Origin of the sequence: Hymenobacter cavernae (assembly GCF_014641455.1) — a bacterium.
Classification (GTDB): domain Bacteria; phylum Bacteroidota; class Bacteroidia; order Cytophagales; family Hymenobacteraceae; genus Hymenobacter; species Hymenobacter cavernae.
This window is the reverse complement of the sequence record NZ_BMHT01000002.1, coordinates 199,241-215,282: the sequence shown is the minus strand read 5'-3', so window position 1 is coordinate 215,282 and position 16,042 is coordinate 199,241. Positions and strand designations below refer to the sequence as shown.

The following is a 16,042-nucleotide window of genomic DNA, read 5'->3' as shown; positions in this document are numbered from 1 at the left end:
CACGATCTGATAGTGGATTTGTTATAAAATTTAGTTGTGTGGCCTTACAAAATAGGGGGCTTTAAAAGCTTGCGTAGGATAGCTCTGCGCGCAAAAAATATGCACTATAAGCTTAAAATCCGGTTTTTGCACGCAGTGCCTTGACTGTACCGGCGCAGGTCCGAACGGCGCAACACAGGTTGAAGACAGAGCGCTTAAATAGGGTAAAATCAGGACGAAAATCGACCTTGTATTAAGGGTTTTGCGGCAGCATAATGCCCAAATTTTGTAACAACTTATTTTTATAAAGGCAGTAGCAGATAACCTTTTATGGGTTCAAAACGGGACCTTTTATGAGGTTCTGCGCGCTTTGTCTGGCGGCATTTATGGCACACGCGTCATACATTTATAATTATAACTTAACATAGGCGCCACCTGTCGGTAGCAGATTGAGCGACACCAAGTTAGCGTTGAAGGCCGCAGCTAAGCATGACTTGGCTTATCACAATATGCCTGCTGCGTGGCAATGTGAAGAAGGCTAGGTCTGGGCCAGGTTTCATGGGGTAATAAAAGCAGCTTAGCTGAGCCGGGCGGCAGCTAGGGTAGCTACTTGGTAGCTAAGTAGTTGCCATTGAAAAAGATAGGTTTTGCTTGGCTGTTCTACTGATATATTAGTTAAGTGCAGCAATTAGCTGTAACCAAGTTTAGGAAATTAAGGTAGTAGTATTAAATCCTGCTGGTAGTGTAGGTGAGCTGCTGCAATATGGCTGAGGTTGAATTATCCTGGTCCGGAATAATCGTAGTGTGCACATTATAATACTATCGGCTTCGATTAAGCTGTTCGCCACTCTGCAAAATTCCTCAATCTGCCACCTATTTTTATTCTTGCCTTTCTATATGAAAGTTTTGTACGATCACCAGATTTTTTTTGAGCACAGCTTTGGAGGAATTAATCGTTACTTCAACGAATTAAAGCTGCTGAAAAAGGAAGGCGTTGAAGTGGAAAGTATTGACCCGGAGTTGCTCCGACGGACGCCTTTACACTTATTATTGAAATCGAATTACAAGCTTTTTTCGCGGGGCAAGCGCTTCTTGAGGCGTAAGCTAGGTTTAGAAGAAATAAACGAATTTGCAAAGCTGCCGAAAGAAGTATCGAGTATATTTTCCGAAAGTAAGTTTGATATCTTTCATCCAACCTACTATAATCCTTATTTCCTGAATTTCACGAATAAGCCGTTCGTACTCACCGTGCACGACATGATTCATGAGATCTATAAGGAGTATTTCCCGCTGATAGACAGTACCTCACGAGATAAGCTGCTCTTGTGCAAGAAAGCCAGCCAGATCGTTACGGTTTCGCAGAAAACCAAAGAAGATCTGCTGGATATATTTAAGTTGCCCGCTGATAATATTCATACGGTGCCGCTCGCGTCCAGCTTTGCGGATGTGGTGCCGAGCCGCCCGAAAAACGCCGAGCAGCTGACGAATTATATCTTATTTGTAGGTAATCGGAATAATTATAAAAATTTCTACTATGCCACTACGGCATTAGCAGAGATATTAAAAGGTGACAGGCAGTTAACTATTCTGTGTACCGGAGTCCCATTCAAAAAGCAGGAGTTACAGTTTTTTGAAGACCTAGGTATTCGAAATCAGATGCGCCATATTTATTTAAAAGATGATGGTGAACTGGCCTGGGTTTATCAGAATGCGGAGCTATTTATATTTCCGTCTTTGTACGAAGGATTTGGATTTCCCCTGCTGGAGGCCTTTGCCAGTGAGTGCCCGGTTATTTCGAGCAACGGCGGCTCTCTGCCGGAAGTTGGCGGAGATGCGGCGCTTTATTTTGATCCGAAGAAAATAAGGCAGATTCAGGATGCGGCTGCCACGGTGCTCTACGATACTGACGTTCGGAATAAGCTGATAGCCAAGGGGACAGAGCGCTACAAGCAGTTTAGCTGGGAAAAATTCAGAGCCGAAACCAGAAAAATCTACGAGCTGGTTTAGCGTTAGAAGCTCTTCTCAGCCAAAGCGGCACGAGTGAAAGGAGGAGCCAGCTACGATCTGGATCTTTCCTTCAGGGCTGGTTTTGCTTTGGTGGGTCCGCCAGCTGGCTTGCTGCCTACGCCTACGTAGAGGTGGAGTTTCTTTAGCTTTTGCTGCCAGAGCTTCTGCTCGTTTTGCTCCACTTTTATCGTAACGGGGTTGGGTAAGTGCTTGGTGCCGATGCAAGTAGCGCAATCGGGGCTGAGGTCCTGGCGGTTCGGGTAGGGGCTGGCGGCACCCCAGCGCACGTAGCCGATGGTGTTGTTGGCCGTGCGATTGTTGAAAAAGACAGAGCTAGGTTGCTTGTAGTAGTTGAAGACGGCCGTGGCCGCATAGGTAGCCCGGAGCTTGGTGCCATCTGGCAGTAAACCGCTGGCTACCATGCGGTTGTCGTGGTAGTAGATATCGTGACCGGCGGCAATGTTCATGGCCGCGTTGCAGGTGCCCACAAACTGATTGTTGTAAGCCTCAACGTGGGCCGTAGTGGTTGCGGCGGTGGTGCCGTCGCCGTCGGTGGTCATGCCGGTACCGGTGAAGTGCTCGGCGGTGGCGGGGTAGGGGTAGGCACCCTGCACGTAGTTGTCGTGCACGCGGGCCGGGCTTTCGGCAGTGCCCGACGAGTTGTAGAAGTTGATGTTGTCTTCTACCGCGCTTTGGTCGGGTAGGTTCTGTACTTCGTTGAAGCTGACCTCGATACCGGCCAGGTGCTGCACGGTGTTCAGGAGCAGGAAGCTGCTGCGCGTGCTGCCGTTGCCATTGCGAAAGCGCCCATTGATGTTGTGGGCTAGGTTGTAGCGCACGGTGAGCGTCTGTTGGGGCGAGCCATTGCCGCTCCAGCGGTACACCACAATGCCGGTAGTTTGCTCTAAGTAATTATGTTCCAGCGTTAAGCGCTTAGGTTGAGCAATATCGAGGAAGCGGCCACGGGTCTGATCATCAACCGACGGCGGCAGGCCGTAGCCACTGCACCCACGCACAATCAGGTCGGCGCCGTTGGTGTTTGCCCGAATAAGGTCGCCGGCGCCAGCCAGAATGCAGTTTTCCAGCACCACCGGCTCCGTAGTAGCAATGCGAATGCAGGGCACCGACGAATCGGAGCTGCGGTAAGTGCCTGAGTACGTGCCGCCTTTCTCGATTACAATGGTGTGGTCGTCCTTCGCCACGCTCGATGGCGTGCAGGCGCTGATTGCCCAGGCGAAAAGGCTCGAAAGCAGACTGCCGGTAAGCGTATCCATGAAGTAGAGCATTGGGTCGCAAAGGTGTGGCTTGCCGGCTAGGTCGTGGTAGGTCGTCGGACCCACCACGACCTAGGTTAGTGCAGGAAGTACCCGACCACCCGCCGCGCGTAGCCGTTGAGCAGGAAGTAAGGCAGGTAAGGCTTCGGGCAATTCTTCAGCGCGAAGTGCGTGAAATTGACCATGTTGCCGCCGCCACGAATACCGAATAGATGCTGAAAGTAGCCTTTAAGGCTGCGGTGCTTGCGGGTAAGGGTCTGGCCGCTCTCGTCGGGGTAGGTGCTGAGGCGGGCGTCGTAGTTGCAGTACACAGGGAAGCCGGCGCGACGCGCTACGCTCGTGTAGTCGAAGTCGGCGAGGTAGTGCGGCAGGCGCTTTTCGTCGAACAAGCCGATCTTATCAATCACGGCTTTGGGGATGAGCAAGCCCCGGCCGGGCAGGTAAGTAACGGGGTGCAGGCCTTGGTACTGCTCCGGCTTCAGCTCATCCAGAAGGTCGCGGCGGGTGTTGGTGCGGAAATCCAGGATTTCGCCGCCGTAGATAGGCTTGCCGGTGGCAATATCCAACTCCAGAGCGCCGAGCACGGCCGTCGGATTCTGGTCGGAGGCAGCCAGCATTTGGGCCACAAAGTCGGGGTCCGTCACGAGGTCGTTGTTGAGCGTCATGATGCGGGTGGCACCTAGGTCGAGGGCGCGGCGGATACCGGCATTCACGCCAGCCGTCCAGAACAGATTACCATCACCAGTCACCACTTCCACTTCGGGAAACTCGGTGGCGAGCATCTTATCGGTGCCATCAGTCGAGCCATCATCAACGACCACCGTGCGAAAGCGCTGATCGGTTTGCTTGCGCAACGACAGCAGACACTCGCGGGTGAAATGGGCACGGTTGAAAACGGGAATAACAATGTACAACATAGTCGTAAGGCCCTGACAGACAGAAGTCAGGAATACAAAAGGTGAGCTAGCCCGGAATGGGGTAAGAGGTTGAATGAGAACGAGGCGCTGGCGCAGTCGCCGGCGTTTTGACGGCTTCGGAAGCTAGCTGAAGCAACCGGCTGACGCGCTTGGGCCACACCTGCGTGAGGGCAAAGGCGTAGCCCGCACGGCCCATGTTTTCGCGGGCGGCGGGGTTGTCGTAGAAGTGCTCCACGGCCCGCGCCAGGGCCGCAATGGTTTCTTCCGGCGTCGTGACGGGTACTTTCAGCCCGGCCCCAGCCGGAATAAAGTCGCGGGCGCCCTGGTGATTGAGCGTGATGATGGGCAGGCCCGTAGCCATGGCTTCCAGAAATTGCGCGGCAAAGGAATCGCGCAGGCTCGTGAACATAAAGGCATCGTGGGTGAGGTAGGCCTGTCGCACTTCGCTCCAAGGCAGCGTACCTAGGGTTGTTACTTTGCCTTCGAGGCCATATTGTTGCAGCAAGCCGGGCAGTAGCGGCATCATTGGCCCGTCGCCTACGATGGTCAGGTGAAACCGCACGCGCGGATCCACCTGGGCCAGGGCCGCCAGCACGAGGGGCAGCGCCTTGCGGCTGATGAGTCGACCTAGCCAGAGCAAACGCAGCTCGGGCGCGGGTTGGCGCACCGGAAATTGGTCCGGAATAAAGGAATCCGGTAGGCCAGAATCCAGGAACAGCTCCACCCGGCGGGCGCCTAGCTTGCGGGCCAGCGCCGCCGTTTCCTGGTTGGTAGTCAGCACCATCGAAGCGTGGCGCAGGTTCTGCCGCACGTTCGGGTCAAAAGTGACGAGCAGCCAGCTGATGAAGGTGCGCGGAATTTCGGTCTTGTACCAGTTGGGCAAATAGGCCTGGAACGCCTTGGGCGCGTGCTGCCCACCGCCAACCGGCCCGAAGATCATAGGCTTGCCCAGGCGCCACAGCCACGACGTCATTTGCAGGCTGCCGTAGGTGGCGTGGTGCACTAAGTCGAAGGGGGTGCTTTGCTCCAGGCGGCGCGCCGTGCGCCAGGCTAGGTACTGCCACACCATGTAGTGCAGGTAGATGCCAAACTGCCAGCGTGCCAGAAAATCCACCCACTTCGGAACGGCCACGTACTCAAATTGCAGCCGACCAGCCGCGCCGTTCGGCTCCTGATTAGCCAGGTGGGCTTCAATGTTGGCCCGCCCAACGGGGCGCGTAAGGCACCGCACGGTGTGCCCTTGCTGCGCCGTGTTCCAGGCCCAGCTGAAGCCAAAGCCTTCTTCACCGCCACGAGTCGGGTCGCAGGCGTAGGCCGATGTCAGAATGTTCATGAGGGTACTGCCTTGGCGCGTTCGGTTGCGGCTGGCGCAACGGGGCTAGGTTTGGGCGTCATGTACTGCGCCGCCTTCTGCGGGCTGCGCGTGAGCACACGCCGCACCTTCGCGGTAATTCGGCTGAAGAGGAACTCGTTGAAGCGCCGTTTATCACGCTGGTAGTCAACCATCACATGGTCGGGGTGGCGCAGCGGAAAGGTCAGGTCAGAGCTGGAAACGGTGCCGAACAGGTCTCCCGCGTCGAAGGTGTGCGTCGAGTCGTCGCCGAAGCCGATGTTGCCCACCAGGTTCACGGCTGGCACGATGTACAGGCCCGAGTTAACGGCAATGGTGTATTCCCATTGGTAATCCCACACGTCGGCGGGCTGCGGCAGGTGAAACACGCTTTCCATCTTGCCCAGGCGGTAGCGCTTCTCCAAACGGCTGCTGAACACGCCATCGAAAGCACCTTCGGCTACGAGCTTATGGAAGTCTTTCTGATGGTAGTCGTACAAGCTCCAGGCCCGGCGCCAGGTGGCCCAGCCCCAGCTGTTGCGCTGCCCCGAGAAATAGTAGGAAGGCCCGTTGGGGTCCAACGGTTGGCGCGCTTCCGAGCCGTAGTTGTTTCCTCCTATGTGCATCACGCGGGTGTCGTGGCGGTAGCGGGCCAGCAGCTCTTCGCAGAAGCGGAAAAAGCTAGGTGCCGGCACGCAGTCATCTTCCAGGATGATGCCTTCCTCTTCGTGGCTGAAAAACCAGTCCATAGCCGTAGCCGGGGCCACGCCGCAGTTCAGGTTTTCGGTGCGGAACAGCGTAAACACCTCGCAAGGCCAATCTACTTCCGACACCACGGCGCGGGTGGCGGCGCAGCGGGCAGCATCGGTCGGGTGATTAGCGCGCGGACCGTCGGCGGCTACGTAGAGGCGCGTGGGGCGAGCTTTGCGAATGGTGTCAAACACGCGCCGCGTGGTGTCGGGGCGGTTGAAGATGAGCAGAAGAATCGGAGCTTGCAGCGCCGTGCCCGGCTGAGTATCGTCGGAAGGCAAGGGCATAAAAACAAACAGGTTGGCGTTGAAAAGCTAGGTTAAGAAGACGGACTAGGCGAGCTGAAGCTGAACCGACGAACCGGCGAAAGTTGGCGGCGGATACAGCTTAGCCTCCTGAAAAGATTGGCGGACAGATTCGTAAATAGCCAGGGTCTGCTCCACGATGGCAGCTGGGTCGTGCCGCTGCCGGGCCTCCGCCTGGGCCTGCTCGGAAATGCGGCGTTGGAGGCGAGGGTCGGCGTGCAGGCGTAAGGTTTGCTGAGCCAGCGTTTCGGGCTCAAGGGTGCAGAGCAGGCCCGTTTCACCTTCCGTAATCAGCGAGCTAACGCCGCCCACATCGGAAGCCACCACGGGCAAACCCACGAGCTGCGCTTCGCATACGCTGTTGGGACTATTATCGATGTAAGAAGGATGTAACAGGCAGAATGACTCGCGGTAGAGGGCCGCTAGCTCGGCAGCCGTCTGGAAGGGTCGGCATTCCACATCATCGGGACCGATGTGACCTAGGTTGTATTGCTCGATAACCTGCTGCACGTCGGCTTGCTCAAGGCGGCCTACGATGATGAGCTTGATGTCGACTTTCGCCCGAATCAGGTTGTAGCCCATCAGCATCTCCTTAAAGCCTTTAATGACCTGACTGCCACCCACAAATAAGGCTTGCGGCCGTTTGGTAGGAGTGGGCCTAGGTTGGTCGGCAGCGGCGAAGAACTCCGGCCGGATCGTCTCCCAGTTATGGTAGATGCGACAGCCGGGGCTCAGCCGAGCCGTGTGCTTTTTATCCCAATGCGTGCGGCAGATGAAGTTCTTCACTGTCGGCAGGTACTTGCGCTCGTAGTAGCCGGCCATCGTCCAGAGGAATTTCAGCATGGAGAACGTATTCGGCACCACCTTGGCGTATTCCGACACAATGCCCTGCACTGACAGTACCATCGGGGCGGGCAGTCCGGCCGTCATGACGGGCAGCTGTAGCTCCGAGCCGTGCAGGTGCAGCACGTCGTATTCCTGGTAATGGTTGCGCAAGTACTCACGCACAATGGCGATGCGCCGCTGGTAAAGGGTCAGAATATCCTTGCGCACCGTCGGCACTTTCAGGTAGATGAAGTGCATCCCGTCGCGGTCAAACTCATCGACTGGGGTGCTGATGCGGTGGGTCCAGTTCAGAATAGTCAGCTCAACGGTTGGCTCCTGGCGCAACAGGTTGGCCAGGGTGCCCACCCACGGCACGGGGTGCGCCGCCGTTTCGAGCGGATGAGGATAAGGAGCAAGCCACAGGATTTTCATAGAGATAAGCAGTACAAATAGGTAGAGGGCAGTTTATCCCGAAAATAATGGATGTTTCTAATATAGGCGAATAATATTTCCAAGAAAATCAGAAGGTTACCGGTGCAAGCGGTTCCGCAATGGATTGCGGAACCTCCATAGCTGGCACATATTCCGGCTCTGGTTCGGGCGCCCGGAGCGGCAGCGAAGCCAGCATCAGACCTAGCATCCCGAAGTGGTAAGTGGCCCAATCGTACGAAGCCGAGTACACCAGCAGGCAGAAGAAATAGGCAATGAAAGCGGCCGTTTCAGGTACCAAGGGCGCCCGCTGCAACAGCCGCCGTACTACGCTGATAATGGGCACCACCAGTACCAGCATAATACCCAGGATGCCAAAGTAGAAGGCCCGGTCGAGGTAGAAGTTGTGGAAGTGGTGGCCGGTGCGGTCGGCCCACATGGGCTGGTCGCTGCTGGGGTCGTAGAACTGCATGGGTACCTCAAAACCCTCTAAGCGCCAGCCAGCTACGGGGCGCTCCTGTACCAGCGGCATATACGATTCGATCTGCTTGAGGCGCCAGCTACCAGTGCCCTGCTTGTCGGCATTGCTGATGTCCTCAATGCTGTCTTGCAGGCGCTGCACAATTTCGGGGTTGTCGAGCACCACGGCCGTGACGCCGATAGAACCTAGGATGGCGGGCAGCACGATCAGCATCACGAGCTTGGGCAGGGAGAAGCGCACGCCCGGCACTCGGCGCAGCAGCAGCACGTTGATCGGAATCGCTACGGCCGTCGCAATCCAAACGGAGCGGTGTTGCAGGAAGATGATGAGCGGCAAGCAAAAGAAGAAGAACAGCAACGAGCTGATGCGGCCTTTCACCAGATAGCTATTCAAATTGAACAACGTGATGGGTACGAACAGGTAAGCCGCCGCCGCGCCGTAGCCGCGCTCATTTTCCACGAAAGCACTAGCGCTCAGTGAGTCGCGGTGAAAAACCAGCAGGTCGGCCAGCAGCACGATGGTCAGTACATTGAAAAGCTGCCGGAGCGGCGGCATCCCAAAACGGCGGTAGAAAGTGTAGATGCCGAACAAAATCAGCAGCACCAGCAGCTTGCTGAATACGTGCGGGTACACCATCACCAAGCCCCAATTGCCGTACGATTCCAGCATGAGCCCACCAATACAGGCCAGCGTAATTAGTATCCACAGGCGCATAATAGGCGCTATGTGGCGCCAATACAGCACGATGCAGCCCATAGAAGCCGCAAACAGCATGTAGGTATAAAGCTTGATGGCATCCGGCTCCTGGTCGACTTGCGGGCCGTAGACGAATTCCCAGAACGCCGCATTCGTCGCCAGCACGGCCAGCATGGGCAACAGCAGCAAAAAACGTAAGCTGATTTTCATAATCCGGGGCGCTAGTAAGCTGTACTCAAGAAATGCAGCGTAGCGAAATAGGGTTAGCCTACTTCTTTGGCAGAAGGAAGTGCTTCGAGGTAAGAAGGTTGTGCCGTGTTGGTAGTCTGCCCTGGGGCGCTGGCGGGCACTGGTTGTTGGTGCTGTCGAGCCTGCTCAAAAAACGCCACGGTGCGTGCGACCATCGTGCTGGCATCGAATTGTATTTTACCGAATTTGTGCTGTTGTTGTTGCATTCGGTTCAGGGCATCCGGCGAGGCTAGCAAGGCACGTAGGTGCTGAGCCATTACGGCGGGTTCGGTGGTCACCGGCACCAGCGCGTCGGGCGTCGAGGCGAGCAGCTCCGGAATGCCGCCCACAGCCAGCGCCACGGCGGGGCAACCGGCGGCCATTGACTCCAGCAGCACCAATGGGCAGTTCTCGCGTGTGGCGGCGTGTACGTACAGATCGGCGGCGTGCAGCAGCGCTACTACGTTGCGGTGGTAGCCGAGCAGCACCACGTTCTGTTCCAGCTTCGCCTCGGCTATCATCTGCTTTAGCACTGGTTCGTCCTCGCCTTTGCCCACCAGCACCAGCACAAAGCTAGGGTCGTGGTGGCGCAGCTCGGCGGCAACCTGCACGAGGTAGCGCTGGTTCTTGCGCGGCTCCAGGTGGCCAATGTTCAGCACGATTTTGCGGCCTGGAAACATAGCCCGCAGATCAGGCACGTCGGTCGGAGCCGCGTAGGCCGCCGGGCGGGCTAGCTTTGCCATGTCCACACCGTTGTACACCACCGTGTGCAGCGCATCAGCAGGCAGCCAGGGCAGGGTGCGCTGAAGTACGTAATCCGACACCCCAATGAAGTAGCGGGTGCGGCTCAGCAGGAAGTTGTACCAGCGGTGCAGAAAGCTAGCCGTTACCCCTTTAAATCCTTGCTGATGAACCAGCTCCTCGGCCGGGTGGTCGTTGAAGTGGCCTGTAATTACCACCGGCACCCGGTCGCGAAAGGCAAGGCGAGCGGCCCAACCGCTGCTCACGTCCTGGGCATTCACCACATCGTAGTGGGCGCTACGGTCGATGGCGAAGTAGATTTCAGCTACGCTGCCTAGCTCGATGGCAAGCTGCAAGCCGAACTTGCCTAGCGCCAGCTTCAGGCCCCGGCGCACAGCCCCGATGGTCTTGCGAATGCCGGGGCGCAGGTTATCCTGAGTTATTACCGTAACGGTGTGGCCCTGCTGGCGGAGCTGTTCGGCAAGGCGCTCATAGTGCACCCGCACGCCCGAGGGAGCACCCGGCACCATCAGCGAAGTCAACAGAATGTTCATTAGACCAGATTCTTAGAAAGCGGCTCAAATGTGGGGAAAACCACGGCAGCATTGTCTAGGTACGTTGTATAGCGCGTGAGCAGATTTTGAGCCGCAGCAGGCAAAGCTCGCAGGCCTTGCAGCTTTTGCAGGATCTGCTGCAAGCGTGGGCGCAGCTCGGCCGAGGGCCAGCGCAGGACCACCGCGCTCAGCACCAGCGCACCCGTGAGCATTTGGGCCAGCAACGTGAGCACATAGGGGAGATGGAGCGGCCGCACAGCCAGCGAAACCGCCAGGATACCTAGCCCCACGGCTGCCGCATTCAGCAGCCCCGGCAGGTACATGGCCAGCATGCGGCGGTAGGGCAGACCTAGGTCGTTGTGGGTGATGCGCATGTAGAGGAAGGTGCGCACCACTTCGCCCGTGCCGATAGCCGCGGCAATACCGCGCAAGCCGTAGCCTTGCAGCAGCCAGAACAAGCTAGCCAGCAGCACCATAAACTCCAGGTTCAGCACCACTTTGCGACCTAGGTTGGCGCGAGCGTCGGCCACAATGCCGGCAAACATGGTCGTCATGCTCAGCGGAATCGAGATGCACAGCACCCGCAGCACCGGCACCGAGGCCAGCCATTTCGGCCCGAGCAGCGTCTGCACCATTTCGGGAGCCGCGACGGCCACGCCCGCGCACAGCGGCAGCACCACCGTCGCGACCAAGGTGCTGCTGGTCAGGTATAAAGTCCGGATGCGCGGTACGTCGTCCTGCACCTTGCTGAAGGCTGGAAAGGCTACCCGCGCCAGGCTGTTGGTGAGGAAATACATCGGTAGGTACAGCAGCATGTAGGCGCGGTTGTAGATGCCGAGCAAAGCCGTGCCGAGCAGCCGCCCGATCAGCAGCGTGTCGAGGTTGCCGTTGATGAATTCCAGAAAGCTGATAATCGAAACCCGGCTGCCGTAGCCAAGCAGCTGCTTGTAAGCGTTCCACTTAAAGATAAACCGCAGCGAGTGCCGCACCACCAGATAGCTCATGAGCGCCACCAAAAGCTGCTGCGCCAGGCTAGCTGCAATCAGGCTCCACACGCCGCTGATCGGCAGCAAGCCGCGGCTGGTAAGCCAGGCCAGCGTGACGCCCACGCCGCCATAACCTAGGATGTAAGCCGCTACTTCAATCTTGGCCAGCACTTCAAAGCGCATCTCGCGCCGCAAGAGACTGGTGGCCGTCATACCTAGCCCCACGAAAACGAAGCCCAACGATTGAAAGCGCACCAGCGGAATTACCGCATCATTCTTCAAAAAGAAAACCGCCAGCGGTGCCAGCAAACAAGCCAATCCGGCCACGCCCACACCTAGCCCCAGCGACGCCGTGAAAGCGGCCCGCACGTCCTCTTTGCTGATGGTAGACCGCTGCACAATCGCATGACCTAGGCCCATTTCGGCGAAGTACGTACCGAAGCGGAGTACCACGCCTGCCATAGCTACCAGGCCAAACGCGGCCGGGTCCAGCAGGCGGGCCATGACGGCGGTGTAGCCGATTTGCATAAGGGCCGTCAGCACCGAAGCGGCTGTGGTCCACTGCACGCCGCGCACTGCCGCCGACGAGAGACTTTTGGAACTAGTAATAGTACTCATAGAATAAGCAATAAAACGAGCAAGAAGGTGTGTGAGCAGCGGAGTTCCGGTTCTGCGCGCGGGGAGAGAGTGGCAGGAGCGGGGTAAAAGATAGGTAGGGTAAGCACAGTTTGTCATTCCGAGCGAAGCGAGGAATCTGAGTTTCAGAACCTAGGTATTTACCTCAGATTCCTCGCTCAGCTCGGAATGACAAATAGGTTAGTAGATCGATGATTTGCCTTTGTAGCGGTACTCGTAGGTTTGTGCGAAGTGCACGTCATTGATAATCATATAGATCTGCTTCACCTTCTGGTCGCGGTGCAGCTCGCTGATCTGGTTCACCAGGCCGCGGTCGGTGTAGTTCTGGCGCACCACGTAGATGTTGGCATCGAGGTAGCGCAGCAGCACGAAGAACTCGGCCACGTAGCCCATCGGCGGAATGTCGACCAGCACGTAGTCGTAGTCTTCCCGAAGCTGGTGCATCAGGTCGCTCAGGCGCTTGCTTTCCAGCAGCTGCGTGGGGTTCTCCGGGATCGGGCCGCAGCACACGGCGTCCAGGTTCGGTACGTCGGTGGCAACGCGGGCTTCCTCCAGGGTGCTGGTGCCGGCTAGGTACGTGCTCAGGCCATGCTCCCGGCGCGTATCGATGCCGAAGTAGCCGGCCATCGTCGGGCGACGCATGTCGCACTCCAGCAAGATCACGCGGCGGCCACCCTGGGCTAGCTCAGCAGCTAGGTTCACGGTGCAGAAGGTTTTGCCCTCACCCGGGACCGATGAGGTGACGCCGATGAACCGCTTATCCGGCCCTGTAGACAGGTACTGCAAGCTCACCCGAATCGAGCGGAAAGCCTCCGAAATCGGGCTGCGCGGGTCGTGCAGCATCAGCTGCTTATCGGCGCTGGTACCATGCGGCACTACACCCAGCAGCGGAATGTTGGTAACCTTCGAAAGGTCTTCCTTGCTCTGAATACGGCGGTTGGTTTTAGTGCCTAGCAGCACCACACCGATCGGGATGGCCACGCCGGCCAGTAAGGCTATCAGCGCCACCAAGCCCGGCTTCGGGGCCGACGGACCGATGCCGTTCTGCTTGGCCGGATCAACTACTTTCTTGTCAGTGGTGTTGGTAGCCAGCGCAATAGCAGCTTCGTTACGCTTCTCTACCAACATGTTATAGTTCTTGTCGGTAAAGTTGCTACGGGTTTGCAGGGCCGCCAAACGGCGCTCGTTTTCCGGCATCTGGCTGATCTGGGTGCGCACCTGCGCAAGTTGCTGGTTGGCATCGCGCAAGCCGATATTAGCCGTGTGAATCAGGTTACCTAGGGTCTGAATCAGCGCCTCCTTCGTAGTGCCAATCTGCTCATCCAAGATGACAAGCTGCGGGTTGATAGCGCTGGCATTAACTGCCAGCGTAGCGCGCTCTGCATTGAGCTTAGCAAGCTGCTGCACCAGGGAAAGCACCGCCGGATCGTCGATGCCCGCGCTGCTGGGCGAAGCCACTTGCCCGGCAGCCCGCTTCGACCGCATGTAGCCCAGCATGTTTTGGTAATACTTGAGGTTGGTAGCCAAGCGCGCCTGGGTGGTTTGCAGCTCGCCCTGGCGCTGAATGCCCGCGCCCGATTGTGCGCCCGCATCCACCACGCCCGCCGAAGCCCGGAAGGAGCTAACCGCCTCGGCCGCACTCACGCGAGCCTGCGAGATTTTATCGATTTCGTTGTCGAGGAAAGCAATGGTCTTGCGGCCAATCTGGTTTTTCTGATTCAGGTCCTCCTCCACGTACACGGCCATCAGCGTGTTCAGAAACTGCGTTTCCTTGCTAGGTACTGAGCCTTGCGTAGTCAGTTCCAGAATGCGTGATTCATGGTCAATGGGGCGAACCTTCAACCGGTTTTGATAGTCGCCTATCAGGCCGGGCATGTCGTGGAGCTTGAAGAAGTAGCGTTCCTTGGTCGGAATGGCCGGGTAGTTCGGTTCGGCAGCAATAACGGCCGTTAGCAGCGGATTACTCAGAGTTTCACCGGCTCGCACGGTCTGGTCGAGCTCGGTATCTGTCACTTCCCGCACCAACTCGCCCGAAGCCAACTGGTGCAGCTCGCCTTTCTTCACCTCGGCGTGCACGCGGTAGCGCCCATCCGAAAGGGGCTCCACATAGATTGGCACGCCCACGAGCTGCGGCTTGCCGGCCACCGGCAGCACCCGAAACGGTACCGCCCCAATGGCCTGCTCACGTACCTTGAGCTTCTTCACCGAGTTCAGCCACGAATCGGGCACGGTGTAGTACGATACGTCGAAGGGTAGGCGCGTCAGGGTACGGCGCAGCATGTCGGTCGAAGTCAGTAAGCCGATTTCGTCCTCCAGCTTCATGCCTTTGTCCTTAGGATCAAGGAGTTGCAGAAGCTCCTGGGCCTGCTTGGAGCCCGTGCTCTGGTTGCCTACCAGCAGCGTCGAGCGAAAATCATAAGTGGGGGCTTTCACTTGCAGATACATCCAGGCGCAAAGGCCGGCGATGAGCAGGGAAGCCAGGAAAAGCGGCCAGCGCTTGCTGAGCTTGAAAAACAGCTCGTGCAAGTCAATTTCGTCGGAAGCTGTATGACGTGATTCCATACCAGCGGATTAGAGAGTGAAGGGAAAGTAGCGGAACAGCTAATTGATTACTTGTTGATTACGAAATTCAGCAGCAGCACCACGGCCGAGATACCCGAGAAGATGAGGGCTAGGTTGGTGGCGTTGCCGCGCGCGGTGCGGGCCCGCAGCGGCTCTACATATAAGGCATCATTCGGCCGCAGATAATAGTACGGCGACTCCAGTAGCTTCGGATCTGTCAGGTCCAGCAAAACCACTTCCGAGCCCTTAGACGTCTGCCGGATAAGCTTGACGTTCCGGCGGTTGCCAAACTCAGTGAGGTCGTTGGCCATGCCTAGGCCTTCCAGTACCGTTGCCTGGGGATTGTAGATGAAGTAGCGCCCCGGCGTGCGCACCTCCCCCAACACCGTAATCTTGAAGCTCAGCAGCTTCACTAGCACGTTAGCATCGCGCACGTAGCGGGCCACCTGCTGCTGCACCTGGCGCTGGGCCTGGTCGAGGGTCAGGTTCCGGACCGTCACTTTGCCCACCGTAGGCAAGGTGATGTTGCCGGTTTCGTCGACCGGGTAGCCCGACAGGTACAGTGTGCCTGGCTCGCCGGAGTAGATGGATTGGGTGCCGGTTAGATTAAAAAGCTCGCTGAGAGCGGGTTGCGCGCTCTGCACCCGAATGCTGAGCACGTCGTTGGGTTGAATATGGTAAGCCGGTGGCGCATTATCGACGGAAGTAGGCGTTTGCGTGGAATACTTACGCCCTTGCAGGTACGGCAGCTTACCTTGCGTTACGCAGCTTTGCAAACCTAGGAACACCAACAACAAGCACAGGATCGACCCAGTTTTCTGGACTTTATGCATAAAAAAACAACAGCAAAAGCATAAAAGCCGCTGACCAAGATCGTAGTGCTTGGCTGAATGGACCAAACTCTACATAGGACAGTAGCGAATATAGCTTTTTCAAAAACAAATTGTATTAACTTCCTGGTAATTAAATTTTTTCACCGAAAACTTGAATTCGTAAAGCTCGGTAGTTGGAAGGGTGTCTTTGGGAAGCAGAGTGTTGCATAAACTAGGCGGTTGAAAGGTGTGAATTGAACGGAGAAGTACAGGTGATGACAAGAATTAACGAGGTACCGATCTAGGAAGACCTTCCTGGTAGAACCGGCGTCAACCCGTACGAAGAACTGCACAATTAAGTTAAAGTAATTATAGATTAAGATACATAAATATTTAATGTATTGTTGGTTGATTGTTGGTAGTCAATGGATTGAGCCTTTATCCAAGAAGCCGTACTAAGCCGCGTGGTTGCGGGCTGGTCAGTTGCATAGTCGCGGAGTGGCTTGCTGGCCGGAACGTCCGCGTGGGCA

General features: G+C 56.9%; 11 protein-coding genes. 1 reads left to right on the top strand and 10 read right to left on the bottom strand.

Going from position 1 to position 16,042, the window contains the following annotated elements; all coding sequences use genetic code 11:
* The first annotated feature begins 876 nt into the window (after positions 1 to 876).
* Complete coding sequence (locus tag IEX74_RS05325) at positions 877 to 1,986, top strand: glycosyltransferase family 4 protein (RefSeq protein ID WP_188811808.1); 1,110 nt, start codon at positions 877 to 879, stop codon at positions 1,984 to 1,986.
* Between the two features lie 50 nt (positions 1,987 to 2,036).
* On the opposite strand, the gene IEX74_RS05320 is transcribed toward IEX74_RS05325, so the two are convergent.
* The 10 genes from IEX74_RS05320 to IEX74_RS05275 all read right to left on the bottom strand — a co-directional run bounded on the left by IEX74_RS05320 (position 2,037) and on the right by IEX74_RS05275 (position 15,533).
* The gene (locus IEX74_RS05320) at positions 2,037 to 3,326 is read right to left on the bottom strand and encodes a hypothetical protein (RefSeq protein ID WP_188811807.1); all 1,290 of its coding nucleotides are present in this window, start codon (positions 3,324 to 3,326) and stop codon (positions 2,037 to 2,039) included.
* 11 nt (positions 3,327 to 3,337) lie between these two features.
* Entirely contained in the window at positions 3,338 to 4,177 is an 840-nt protein-coding gene (locus tag IEX74_RS05315) for a glycosyltransferase family 2 protein (protein WP_188811805.1), read from the bottom strand.
* Positions 4,178 to 4,223: 46 nt separating this feature from the next.
* Positions 4,224 to 5,510: a glycosyltransferase family 4 protein gene (locus IEX74_RS05310; RefSeq protein WP_188811803.1), complete on the bottom strand. Its 1,287-nt coding sequence runs from the start codon at positions 5,508 to 5,510 to the stop codon at positions 4,224 to 4,226.
* Positions 5,507 to 6,544 carry a nucleotide-diphospho-sugar transferase gene (locus IEX74_RS05305; protein WP_188811801.1) on the bottom strand — a complete coding sequence of 346 codons (1,038 nt, stop codon included), beginning with the start codon at positions 6,542 to 6,544 and terminating at the stop codon, positions 5,507 to 5,509. Before IEX74_RS05305 ends, IEX74_RS05310 begins: the two co-directional genes overlap by 4 nt.
* Positions 6,545 to 6,589: 45 nt before the next feature.
* The gene (locus tag IEX74_RS05300; protein ID WP_188811799.1) at positions 6,590 to 7,819 is read right to left on the bottom strand and encodes a glycosyltransferase family 4 protein; all 1,230 of its coding nucleotides are present in this window, start codon (positions 7,817 to 7,819) and stop codon (positions 6,590 to 6,592) included.
* 88 nt (positions 7,820 to 7,907) lie between these two features.
* Positions 7,908 to 9,203 (bottom strand): O-antigen ligase family protein, encoded by a 1,296-nt coding sequence (locus IEX74_RS05295; protein ID WP_188811797.1) that lies wholly within the window; start codon positions 9,201 to 9,203, stop codon positions 7,908 to 7,910.
* Between the two features lie 53 nt (positions 9,204 to 9,256).
* The gene (locus IEX74_RS05290; RefSeq protein ID WP_188811795.1) at positions 9,257 to 10,516 is read right to left on the bottom strand and encodes a glycosyltransferase family 4 protein; all 1,260 of its coding nucleotides are present in this window, start codon (positions 10,514 to 10,516) and stop codon (positions 9,257 to 9,259) included.
* Positions 10,516 to 12,120: a lipopolysaccharide biosynthesis protein gene (locus IEX74_RS05285; protein WP_188811783.1), complete on the bottom strand. Its 1,605-nt coding sequence runs from the start codon at positions 12,118 to 12,120 to the stop codon at positions 10,516 to 10,518. The genes IEX74_RS05290 and IEX74_RS05285 overlap by 1 nt, the downstream gene beginning before the upstream one ends.
* Before the next feature lie 198 nt (positions 12,121 to 12,318).
* Complete coding sequence (locus IEX74_RS05280; RefSeq protein ID WP_188811781.1) at positions 12,319 to 14,700, bottom strand: GumC family protein; 2,382 nt, start codon at positions 14,698 to 14,700, stop codon at positions 12,319 to 12,321.
* A gap of 47 nt (positions 14,701 to 14,747) precedes the next feature.
* Positions 14,748 to 15,533 carry a polysaccharide biosynthesis/export family protein gene (locus IEX74_RS05275; RefSeq protein WP_188811779.1) on the bottom strand — a complete coding sequence of 262 codons (786 nt, stop codon included), beginning with the start codon at positions 15,531 to 15,533 and terminating at the stop codon, positions 14,748 to 14,750.
* Positions 15,534 to 16,042: the final 509 nt, after the last annotated feature.